9 protein-coding genes are annotated in these 12807 nt (G+C 32.6%); all 9 read right to left on the bottom strand.

The genetic code is table 11. The annotated features are described in order from the left end of the window. Positions 1-147: 147 nt before the first annotated feature. Positions 148-780 carry a DJ-1/PfpI family protein gene (locus ACVQ8P_RS04930; RefSeq protein ID WP_462297900.1) on the bottom strand — a complete coding sequence of 211 codons (633 nt, stop codon included), beginning with the start codon at positions 778-780 and terminating at the stop codon, positions 148-150. Between the two features lie 61 nt (positions 781-841). Next, the gene (locus ACVQ8P_RS04925) at positions 842-1825 is read right to left on the bottom strand and encodes a helix-turn-helix transcriptional regulator (RefSeq protein WP_462297899.1); all 984 of its coding nucleotides are present in this window, start codon (positions 1823-1825) and stop codon (positions 842-844) included. A gap of 42 nt (positions 1826-1867) precedes the next feature. Further along, positions 1868-3412, bottom strand: a complete 1545-nt coding sequence (locus tag ACVQ8P_RS04920) for an ABC-F family ATP-binding cassette domain-containing protein (protein WP_462297898.1) — start codon at positions 3410-3412, stop codon at positions 1868-1870. A gap of 21 nt (positions 3413-3433) precedes the next feature. After that, positions 3434-5227, bottom strand: a complete 1794-nt coding sequence (gene lepA / locus ACVQ8P_RS04915) for a translation elongation factor 4 (protein WP_462297896.1) — start codon at positions 5225-5227, stop codon at positions 3434-3436. 195 nt (positions 5228-5422) lie between these two features. Continuing rightward, the gene (locus ACVQ8P_RS04910; protein ID WP_462297895.1) at positions 5423-5692 is read right to left on the bottom strand and encodes a SemiSWEET family transporter; all 270 of its coding nucleotides are present in this window, start codon (positions 5690-5692) and stop codon (positions 5423-5425) included. A 101-nt stretch (positions 5693-5793) separates the two neighbouring features. Next, complete coding sequence (locus ACVQ8P_RS04905; protein ID WP_462297893.1) at positions 5794-7323, bottom strand: apiosidase-like domain-containing protein; 1530 nt, start codon at positions 7321-7323, stop codon at positions 5794-5796. 45 nt (positions 7324-7368) lie between these two features. Continuing rightward, on the bottom strand, positions 7369-8688 hold the full coding sequence (locus ACVQ8P_RS04900; protein WP_462297891.1) for an MFS transporter: 1320 nt from the start codon (positions 8686-8688) through the stop codon (positions 7369-7371). Between the two features lie 325 nt (positions 8689-9013). Beyond that, complete coding sequence (locus ACVQ8P_RS04895; RefSeq protein WP_462297889.1) at positions 9014-10360, bottom strand: glycoside hydrolase family 30 protein; 1347 nt, start codon at positions 10358-10360, stop codon at positions 9014-9016. Beyond that, complete coding sequence (locus ACVQ8P_RS04890) at positions 10357-12687, bottom strand: alpha-L-rhamnosidase-related protein (protein WP_462297887.1); 2331 nt, start codon at positions 12685-12687, stop codon at positions 10357-10359. The genes ACVQ8P_RS04895 and ACVQ8P_RS04890 overlap by 4 nt, the downstream gene beginning before the upstream one ends. Positions 12688-12807: the final 120 nt, after the last annotated feature.

Here is a 12807-nt window from a genome sequence, read left to right as displayed (position 1 = left end):
GCGGAGATTCCTTCTTTCTTATTAATTCATCTGTGGTGGTTGAACGATAATGGATTTGGATAAACCGTACCCAAAAGTCTTATGGCTTTTGGGTCTTTTTTTGTCATTATACAAAAAAACTGTTATTGGTAATAGAATTAATTTCTATTACCAACAACAGATATTGTAGACCCATAATTTCATGTAATATTGTGAATCTCCTGTAGAAAAATATAAATACCATAAATCAAGCATTTCTTTTGAATAAACATTTAAATAAACTAATATTTCTTTGGCCCATAACAAGCCGCTAGCTGAATTGGCAGTGATTAGATTTTTATCACGAAAAGTGGGTACATTTTGGTAAAGATTTTCTCCTATGTAATTATTTGAAAACATCTTTAAGAAAATTAAAGAATTACTTGTGTGTTTGTATTCATTGAAGATACCTAAATCTGCTAAAGCTAATGTTGCGCCACAGATTGCTCCGACAAGTATCTCTTTTTCTAAATAGTACGGTATTTTAGTTAAAATTTTTTCATTTCCTTTAGTATTCCAAGTGTCCGCTCCCGGTAAAAGAATTGCAGCCATATTTTCTTCATCTATTTCACTTAAAGTACAGTCAGGTATAATTGTTAGCCCACCAATTGTACGAACTGGTTCTTTATTCATTCCTACCGTTTTCACTTCAAATTTAACATTTCCTTTTTTGAGCAAACTTTCCATACTAAAAGCTTGAAGAATATTTCCTACTTCCCATTCAGCCATTGTATCTAATACATAAATATATATTTTTTTCATTACTATTACTCCTATCAATTTGATAATCTCAATTTAACACAAAAAGAGTGACAACTATGTGTCACTCTTTTTGTGTTAATTTTAAAGAAGATAAAAAATGTTTTTTTATCTTCTTTTTTAATGTTGCTGGTGCTAAAACTTCAATTTTATCACTTAGTCCTAACAGAATTGAAAACGTCATAAAATCATTTATTTTAACCTGGGTTTCTCTGATATAATATTCTTCTGTTTCATTGATTATATTACCTTTGAAATATTCTTCTACAGTATTATTTAAACTCTTTGGATACTTTAATATAACTGTTGAATTTTGTTTTATTTGTTCAAATTCTTTCTCCTCAAGGATCTGTTTAACGTCATATTCATTAACAAATATTTCATCTAATGTAGAAAAATTAGCCATTCTTTCAACTTTAAAAATTAAAAAATCGTTTTTTGCTGTATCGTAACCTAATCCATACCAAGAATACCATTTAAAGTAAACATAAATCATGTTAGCAGTAACTATTCGATTTTTATTTTTGGAATCACTATATTGAAAAGAAACAACTTTATTATTTTCAATTGCTCGTTTCAATTTGGCAACCTTATCTACATTACGTTCATTTTCGCTAACAACTGAAAAATCAATATTCATTGAAGAATTCGACACTTTTTCTGTAGAGTATATATAATTTATTTTTTCATATGTACTAGATACCGCTTTTTCTCCCAAAATATCTTTCAACCCATTCAATGCAAGTAAAATATAATCAGTATCGACATGATTCATTATTCGATTATTGATTTTATAGTTTTTATTGATTGAATAACCTCCTTTAGAGCCTATCACAGAATAAATTGGAATACCTGATAAGGATAATGTATCAATATCTCGAACGATTGTTCTTCGTGAAACACTAAAATGACTTGCCAACTCACTAGCAGTCGTTTTTTCTCTATTTAGTAAATATAATACGATTCCTATTAACCTTTCAATTTTCTGATAGATGAAATAATAAATCTCAAAAAAAAGAAATCTGTTATCAAATAACAGATTTCTCAATAATAGTTACAACACAGCTTAAATTATAAAAACCATTCATCATTATTTTTGAATTCTAATTGCTTCAACATCGAATACTTTATCGATCCAAGATTCATAGAACGGTGCCTCATGACTAACCAATAAAACATTCCCAGGAAATCGGCGAACTGCCTTTTGTAGCGCATCTTTTGTGTCATCATCCAAATGGTTAGTTGGTTCATCCAAAATCAAGAAGTTACTTGGTTTCAATTCAACCAAGCTCAATTTCACTTTCATTTGTTCCCCACCACTCAAAATACCAATGGGTTTCATTGTATTCGCAGCGTTGATACCTGATTTAGCTAAACGACGACGAATCGTTTTCGGCTCTAAATCAGGATATTCATCTTGAATAATTTGTAATGGTGTCATTTCTTTATTATCCCAAATTAAATCTTGATCAAAATAATTCACAACAACAGAATCAGAAAATTCTGCTGTACCACCAAATGTTGGGATTAATTTCAAAATTGACTTAATCATGGTTGATTTACCAATACCATTAAATCCTTTTAAAACCACTTTTTCTTGATGTGATAACGAGAAAGTCACTGGTGATAGTAACGGCGTCTTATAACCAACTGATAAATTTTTAACAGCCAACGTCGATGCAGAGCCAGTATCCAGATAAGGAAAATCAAATTTACCTTTTACGGTATCACTTGGTGGTGTCACCCGTTCAATTTTATCTAATCGTTTCTGTCTAGATTTAGCCATCGTGGCACGCGTTCCCGCTTTATTTTTACGAATATAAGCTTCATCTTTTTCAATTTGAAGACGTTGTTTCTGGAATGCCTTCAATTGGGCTTCTTTTTTAGCTTCTTTTTGTTTAATGGCCGATTTAAAATTACCACGGTATTTTGTAATTTTACCAAATGCGACATCAATAATGGTATTAGTAACATTTTGTAAAAATTCAAAATCATGAGAAATAACCATAAAACAGCCCTCGAATTGATTCAAATACTCCGTCAACCAATCGATATGTTCTGTATCCAAATAATTAGTGGGTTCATCCAATAAAATAACTTCAGGATTTTCCAGTAATAACTTAGCCAAAATAATTTTTGAGCGTTGTCCACCACTTAATTCACTAACTTGATGGTCTTTTTCGATTGCATCTAACCCTAAACCAGTTCGCACACGATCAATTTCCGTATCAATCTCATAAAAGTTCTTAGCTTCAAGCTCTTCTTGATAGCGACCTGCTTTTTCCAGTAACTTCTCATCCAAATTTCCAGCATAATCAGTATAAGCCTGTGTTTGCTTCTCACTAATATCATATAAACGTTGAAATGCTGTCTTCAAAAATTCAATGACCGTAATCCCTTCAGCGACTTCAGCATACTGATCTAAATAGCCAATTGTGGCACTTTTCTTCCATTTAATTTCACCCTCATCAGGTAATTCTTGCCCTGTGATAATTTTGATTAGCGTACTTTTACCGGCCCCATTTTGGCCAATAATACCCATGTGATCTTCCACATTTAATTCAAAATGAGCATCTTCATATAATTGTTTATCTGCAAATTGATGGGAAAGCTGGCGAACTTCTAAAACTCCCATTATGATCCTTCTTTCTAAAGACTAATTATCATTATTAACTTCTAATATTGCATTGAATACTTCTTGTGGAAAGTCCATTTCAGCCTTAGATCCTAAACGTTTGTTAGCACTTTGGCGGCGTAACATATCTTGTTTAGCCGCATTCTTTTTATCACTACTTGTTGTGGCACTCTTACGAAGAGGTGGCACATTTGCCCGTGAAATGGCTTTATTTTCGATAACTGCTTGAACTGGCATTGGGAATAATTTACGTGGAATTGAATATTTTAATTGTTCCACTAATTTTTGACCAATCTCAACGGCGTCTTGTCTATGAACAACAAATCCTAGTGCATCAACTGTTGCATAGTTAACTAAAACATCCATTTTAACAACATCTGCCGTTTGGTACCCTTTGAATTGCGTCTCCATTGTTGCATAACCATGTGATAATGATTTTAATTGATTGAAGAAATCATAGGCAATTTCAGACGTTGGTAGCGCATAATTCAATTCAGTTTGACCAGAATTATAAGCCATATCTTGGAAAATACCTTTACGTTTTTCAGCCAATTTCATGATATCACCAACTTGTTCATCTGGAACCGTCATGTGAACATCTAAAAAAGGTTCTTCAACATGATCAATCTCAGAAAAATCAGGAAATTGAACAGGATTATCAACAATAACTTCTTGCCCATTTTTCAAAATAACATGGTAAGTAACATTCGGTGTTGTTGTTAAAACACCTAACTGATATTCCTTTTCAAGTCGTTCACGGATAATACTCAAATGTAACATCCCTAAAAATCCACATCTAAATCCCAAACCCAAAGCATCCGATTTTTCTTCCTTATAATGGAAAGACGAATCGTTTAATGCTAATTTTTGAATGGCTGATTTTAATTCTTTATAGTTATTATCTTTCGGATAAAATCCGGCAAAAACCATTGATTCTGATTCCTTATAACCAGGGAGTGACTCGGGTGTCGGATTATTTTGAGACGTCAACGTATCCCCAATTTTAACCAATTGAGGGTCTTTTAACCCCGTAATCACATACCCAACATCGCCAGCATGTAAACTATCAACGGCAACCATATCTGGTTTAAAAATACCTGCTTCAACGACTTGAAAGTCAGTTGTTTGCTGCATAAAACGAAGTAAGTCATTGGCTTTAAATTCACCATCAAAGACACGAATATAAGCCACAATTCCTTTAAACGCATCAAAATGTGAATCAAAAACTAGTGCTTTAAGTGGTGCTTCAATCTCACCAACTGGTTCAGGAATCCGGTCTTTAATGGCTTCTAAAACCAAATCAACACCCATCCCTGTTTTAGCTGAGATTAATAACATGTCATCTTCATCTACGTCAGCTAATTCCATCAATTGAATTTTAGTTTCTTCAACATCTGCATTTGGATGATCAATTTTATTAATAACAGGGATAATTTTTAAATTATTTTCTTTAGCTAAACGGTAATTCGCAACCGTTTGTGCTTGTACACCTTGAGTCGCATCCACTAACAAAATAGCCCCATCACTAGCAGCTAAACTTTTTGAAACCTCATATGAAAAATCCACATGTCCTGGTGTATCAATAAAGTTATATTCGTAAGTTTCACCATCATTTGCAGTGTAATAACTGCGAACTGTTCTTGATTTAACGGTAATTCCATGTTCTTGTTCAACAGCCATTGAATCCAATAACTGGCTCGACATTTCACGTTCACTAACTGTTTGCGTTTCTTCCATAATTCGATCAGCTAAAGTCGATTTACCATGATCAATATGGGCAATAATTGAAAAATTTCTAATTTTTGATTGTTCCATTATGATTAAACCTCATTTTCTAAATAATCATCTACTGTTTTAGAGTCTTTTTTATTATACGCTAAATTATCAATGGCGTAATACTTAGATTAAAAAGCCAATATAAATGAATTAATATGACATTCAAAAAGTATAGTAAAGCCCCCTAGAATTGGAATAAAATCCAATTCTAGGGGGCTACTTAAAACTCTTTATTTATGCCATTATTGCTGTAACAAAAGTTATTAGTCCTAAAAATATTCCTGGTAAATTTGCAATAATAATTGGCCAATCCTTATGTGGCTTAACAAATGCATATGAGCACCACAAAATACAATTAAAACTTGTAACTAATGGTTGAAGTGGGTTTCCTGCCACTCCATTTAAATTATCTATGATTTGCGGAATATAGGATACGTACATACATACTGATAAAATTGATGCCAGTCTACCTAGCACAATTACTTTTCTTTCATAATCATCCATACTTTCTCTCCTAAAATGTAATTATCTAATTTAAATATTACTTCCCAAGTATAGAAAATCAACCTAAACGATTACTTTTTTCAATTACTCACTTTTTTATCTTATTTTATATTACTTTTATAATTAATACTATTAGCAATTACAGCAATTCCTTCCTTTCCTGGAAGGGGGACATTAACAATACCAGTTACATGTCTTAACACAACCTCTTTTGTCATATTCCAACTGTCAATAACTTCAATATCATAATATTGATCAGTAGGTAAATGTAATTCATCTTTGTTCTGACAGTGTCTTGCATAATAAAATAAAAATATATTTTTTTCATCATGCGCATGAAAAACTCTACTTGAATTCAATACTTGTACAGCTTCTTCCCAAGGTGCATTAACAATAACCTTTAAAAAATCTGATGCATCACTAGGAACTGCATTCATTTTATAGTAATCATACTTATCTTTAGTAATTTCATCTTGAACATTTAGTGGAGAAAGAGGATTAGGAAAGTCTTCAACAATATCTCTTAAAAACTTTATTCTTTCCGCACTTTCACCTTTTAATTGTCCTCCCTTACTCCACCACAATATTTCATCAGGGCTTGCATATGTTTCACCATGCGTGCAATATCCACCTTGAGCTATTACTTTCCAAAAACGATTTACCATTTCAAATGCTGAAATATTCCCCCATTCAAATCTCAAATTACCTTCGTAACAACATTCGTCAATCATAACAGGTTTCTTGTATTTTAATCCAATTTGTTCCGTCAAATCAACATCTTTTATCTGTAAACTACAATGTGTAATATTATTATCTGCGTAATTCCAATATTTAACACCATTATGAATACTTAATAAGTGTCCAAAAGGATCATTTATTGCAACAAAATCAATAAATGTTTGCCACTCTTCCTCTGTATATTCCATTAAATCATATTCATTTGCAATACTCCACCAAAGTGACGGGTATGCGCCAAGCCTCCTAACCACATAATCTAAATATTTTATCGCATTTTTTTTAGATATTTTTGAAAATCCCCAACGATCATAGGGATGAAACAAAATTAAGTCACTTTCAATTCCCATTTTTTCTAGCGCTACTATGTTATCTTCTAAAGCATCCCAATATGCATAACATGGTTTATCAAAATTCCAATTACCATCTGTATTTTCAAAAGGAAATAATTCTGGTTCGTTGTGATTATATTCATAATCTTTGGGGAATACACAGAATCTCAACTTATTAAATCCTGAAGTACTAAGGACTGATAATGTTTCATCAATCAGTTCTTTTTTTTGATGAACAAGTGCATAAACAGTTGTTCCAAAAGGATAAAAATAAGTACCATCAGTATACTGAAAATGTGTATCTACAGCCGTCACCATCCCATGACTATCTTCTGGTACACTATAAAAAAATGTACCAGATTCCTCGATTATTCCTTTAGTTTTATATTTCCAATTTCCTGACTCAGGAGCCCAAAAACGTATTGAATAAGTACCCGATCCTTTATAAAATCCCTTTACTTTAGTAACTACATCCCAATTTTTTTCTTTTGAAAATTCAGCATAAAAATCAACAGCGCTTTCAGATTTATTAGGATAATCTCCATGGAAAATTAATTCATACATCTATTTACCTCCGTCAATTAATAGTTCACATTAATTTTTATAAAATTATTTCACTCTCTTTATCAATAAAATAGATATTGAACCCAGAATTGATAACACAATAGAAGTGATGAAAGCCCCAGAATAACCACCTGTAGAAATAACAATCCATGAAGTTAAAACTGGACCAATCATTTGTCCTAAGGTTGTAGCTAAATTTAGTATTCCTAAATCTTTACCCGCTTCTTCCTTATTTGATAACACATCAACATTTAACGCTTGATCAACTGATGAATATATCCCATATCCTAATCCACTAACTACAGCAAATAAAATCATTCCTAATCTTGATGGAATCATCCACGGCAAAGCAACACCTATTGCAAAAAGGATTGATGCACAGACAACTGGTAATTTTCTCATTCCAAATTTATCTGACAATGGTCCCGAGATAAGTGGTCCTACCAGAGAAACTATCATTGTTATAATTGACATCACTGAAATTGTTGCAGCAGCACTTTTTGTCCCCAGTCCTATGTAATCGGTTACAATATACAATTGATAAGCAACAATCATCTGGTAACTCATCAGCATAAATAACCGTCCTACAAATGCCTTGTAAAAATCAGAATTACCTGCCAATTTAGGCGGTTGAAATGAATGAACGATACTTTTAAAATCATTTTCTTTTTTAGGAAAAAAATCAGCCGCTGGTTCCCGAGGAATCATTAGTATCAACACAATCCCACTAATCAACATAAATCCTCCAGCAATAATTGCAGATAATGTTTGATGACTAATTAATTGCGTCGCTAAAAGTGTCCCCATTGGTGCACCAACAGTCTGACCTGCACCATATGCTGAACTCATCGTACCTCGAGAACCCTTAGGAATTCTGTCAGATAACATTGCAACTACAGGTGCAATCATCATGTTCAGTCCAGCCATTGCAAGACCGAAAAAAGTAACCATTAAGAAAGCATTTGGCGCTACCCCTGTAAGAAACATGAACAGACCACCAAACGTAGCTCCCCCGATAATCCAAGGTGTTCGACGTCCAAATCTTGAATGACTACGATCTGAAAGACTTCCAAAAACAATATTAGCTAATAAAGAGAAGACAGACGACACAATCCCATTAATGGCGATAACACTTTCTGGACTACTAACCATACCTTTTAATCGTAAAGGAATTATAAATGCTGCAACTGATTGGATACCTACCATCCAAAGTATTCCAAAAATTAAGAATCCAATAACATATCTAGCTTTTATCCGCGATCTTAGTGGCAACCCTGTTTCAGGTGACAAAGATGGATCATTCTCCGATGCTACTATTGCATTATTGTAACTCGACAACCTACTAGCTTTACTTTTAGTTTCCATAATTAGCCTCTTTCAATTAAGTATATTTTAATATATCAACATCACTAAATGATGTTTCATCCCATATAAATAGCTATCATTAGTCAGGAACCATAATTGACCAACATGCCTTGATTATGAAAAAATTCGATATATCTACATTTTATAATTGATAGTTGCCGATAATTGTTTGATATGTTAGTCTTAATTTTGGTCATGAGGGCACCTACTTTCCTGTTATTTGGTCGTAACGTGGATAGGCCTTTGTGGCCTATTTAACTATCATTAATTTTTGTAATCGAAATTAAAACAACTCACATCCCTTCCTAAGTTGGCTCATAACTATTTAAAGATTACGATCAATTACTACACTAGTAATTGATAAGGGTTTTATTGCTATATTCGATACCATACTATTTAAACGTATATTAACTTCTTTTTCTTCATCATATTTGTTTAAAATAACCATAATTATAGTGCCATTAGGATTTTTAAACGCCGTTATTTCTAAAGTATCTGTATATTTACTGTAACCAATTCTGATTGCACCAGGTTGAATGTAGTGCGTAAAATGGTTCAAATATTGAAGACTATTTTTAGCTAATAACTTATTTTTTTCTTCATCGTACATAAATGGTGCCTCACATAAATTATTAACATGATTAGGTCCACCATCCTTATTCAATAACAAATTCCAATCATAAAAAGCATTCATCCCAGCATTTAAATTTCCTATAATATCGTGTGCATAAATTTGAGCATTTTTTAACGGATCCTCAGAATCATATTTGTTATATTCTATACACATTTCTGATAACACAAGCTTTTTATTTGGAAAACGTTTATGAATTAGGTCTAATGCTTCAAAATGATCACCACTATACCAATGAAATGCTATTCCTGAAATCATTGAATCAGTTTCTTCATCAATCATTGCGCATGCTCTTTCGTAAACTCGTTCCTTATTATGATCCCAAATAAAAATTTCAATTTCATCCGAAAGATGATTTTTCTTTAAAGCAGGATATAAGTAATCTTTTAAAAATACTTTTTCTTCTTGAGCAGTATAAAAACATGAATCCCAGATTTGTTCTGCATTAGGCTCATTTTGAATTGTTAGACAATGTACTTCAACGCCTAATCCCTTTAATTCTTGTATATATTTACAAATATAATCAGCCCAAAAACCTTGATATTCATTTTTTAATTTGCCTTTTTCTCGCTTACCATTAGTTTTCATAAATGCAGGAGGCGACCAAGGACTAATCATTAAGTCTAAATTCTTACCCGTTTTTTCTTTCACATCTTTTAATAATGGTAATATATTTTTTTGTACACGATCCATAGAAAAACTTGTCATCTTTCGATCATCAGGATCACTCATTGCTTCATACTCTGATAAAGAAAAATCACAACTATCCAAATGAAGCCTTCCAAGTTGATAATTCATTTTGTCAGTATCAAAATACTTTGATATAAATCTATCTTTCTCTTCTTGGCTAAGTTTTGAATACACATACCCCGTAGATTCTGTAAATGCGCCACCTCCGCCTTCAAAAGTTTGATCTTCAAAATCTGGAAAAATATTAATTGCATTATTTTCCACACCATCATCAGGCGAAAATACTTTTTCACCCTGATTTTCAAACAACTGCTCATTTTTAATAATTGTAGAATTATAAGTTAATTTCATAATGTTTTAATCCTTTCTCTTTCCATGTTAACTACTACTTCAACACCTTCTGGTGCCATATAATCCAAATTAATAATCCCATCACTATTCTTATACCAAGCAACTTCAATCATCCCCACAGGTGTTATAACCTTGCCTTTCGCCCATTTCAGATAACCAGTAACTGGTGCAATCTCTACCTTTGAGTAGCCAGCTATGAGCGGTCTTACACCTAATGTCACTGAAGGCAATTCATGTAATATTAACGCTCCCCATGCATGACAGTCACTACGTTCACCAGATTCAGACTCAACACTAGTGGTTAATTTTTTGGCTATCATACGACGCCATATATCCCAGTAATGGTTCGTCCAGTCATACAATCCAGTTATTTCAAGAGCTCTGAACAAGTACAGAGACATTGCAACACTACACTGAGCATAATCTTCAGGATTATTTAACGTCTCTAACAAATTACGTTTTGCTTGTTTTCCAGTAAGAACACCTGTAATAATGCCAAATACTTGCGCATGCTGGCTGTACTCTTCAACCCCTGGTCCATCTTGCAATAGGCCGTTTACCCCCATACAATTAGAAATAATAGCTTGTTTTAATGCAGCTTCCTTTGTTGTATATTCAACTACTTTTTTTGAATCATTCATAATTTTTGCCAACTTGATACCTTGTTGTAATCCTAATAAATAAAGTAGACTTTCCATCGTAAGCGGTCCTTCTTCAATCGCAGTTGGAACACCACTAGTCTCTGACCATTGTGGAGCCCAGTCAATAAATGACCAATAATCAGATTTACCATTTAACCCACCTATTTTATTCAAGTAGCCTTTTTCATTAACTTGATTAGAAAAATAATTAAGTATTTGTTCTGCAATTGGAAAATATTCCGTTATTAAATTAATATCCTTATAATATTGCCAATGATCAGTTAACATGAGTAAATAATAGATAGAAAAACCAGGAATTATATTTTTCTCATAACTAGGGTATGCGCCATTCAACATTCCATTAGGATTAATCGAATGAGAAAATTGATCAATACATTGTCGAGCTAATCGATCATCATTAGCTATCGAATATGTATATAAAATTTGAGAACGCGTATCCATAATATACTGAAGTTGTTCATAAAAAGGACAATCTTCATATGTCTCATGCATACATCTTCTCAGAGTACGTTCGCTAATTTCCCAGATATCATTCAAACTAGAATCTGATGTTGTCACTTCAGTTTGAACGTCTAAAGGGTACCCTGTTTCTTCATGCCAAATATCATCTAAAATGAGTTCTTCTGAAAAAGTTTCTATCTCTAATCTTAAATATCGAAATGTTCTAAACCAAAATGGTGTATAAGATTCCCGCTTGGCTTCGGTCCCTGTTCCAAGTACTTTGTAATAATCATAAAAGCCATTCAAATGACCATTTTGATAGTCATCTCGCTGACCTTTTATCGGGATTTCCATTCCATTACTCATTTCTGTCTCATCACTCACATAAGATTCTGCATAAAGTATCTTAATTTTAGCCCCAGCACCTTGCCTTAGTAGCAGATATAGATAACTTGTCTCTTCATAACCTGCAGACAACTCTATAATTTCTTTTTTATATGCTGGAATTGTAATATGTTTTTGTGGATACTTAATCATATTTTCCCAAGATTTCCGAGAACTGTTAGATTGTAAATTTGTAATGTCCTTCATTCGTTTATTGTCACGATACAAAAAGGGAATCTTTCGCTGTTTTAAATTTTCAGGACGTAATGAGCTAGAAATTTGATCATTTTGATACTCATATGCGTCTTCCCACGCTACATCTGAAAACGTTGAATATAACCATCCAGCTGTTAACTCATTACCAGCTGTCTTTTCAAAAATATATAACGGTGAAAATACATCATCTTCAGCATAAACACTATACTGTTTGTTTAAAGCAACTTTCCAAGAATTGTTTGTATTCAAAGATATTGCTTGATTCTCAGTTAAAATCTCTCCATCGATATAAAGACCTGGCGTATTAGTTCTGAATATGCCAAAATTACCAATATCATGCTTAGTACTGTAGTGAAGGACCTCAACACCAATGACGTTAGCACCAATCATTAAATATGGACTTATATCCATTTGATCAAAATACCAGCACTGAGGGTCTCCCTTACTGGGACCAACTTCAACTAATTGTTGGTTTACATAAATTTTGTATCGTGAATCTGCACTAATTTTGATAAATGCAGATAATGGTTTTGTTTCTAAGTTTATTTCTTTCCTAAAATACATTAATTGTGTTTTTTCGTGATTTAATTCTTTTTCCCATAACCATACTGCTGATTTATTCATAACACGCTCCTCTCTTAAACAGTTAACCTTGGAATCATTACTGTATACACATTGTAATCGTTTTCAAACTAAATTGAATTAGTCTATAAGTCTTAAAAAAGTTGATTTATTTAAGACTTA

It is taken from the genome of Dellaglioa sp. BT-FLS60 (genome assembly GCF_054941065.1).
This window is presented reverse-complemented; position numbering and strand designations above follow the sequence as displayed.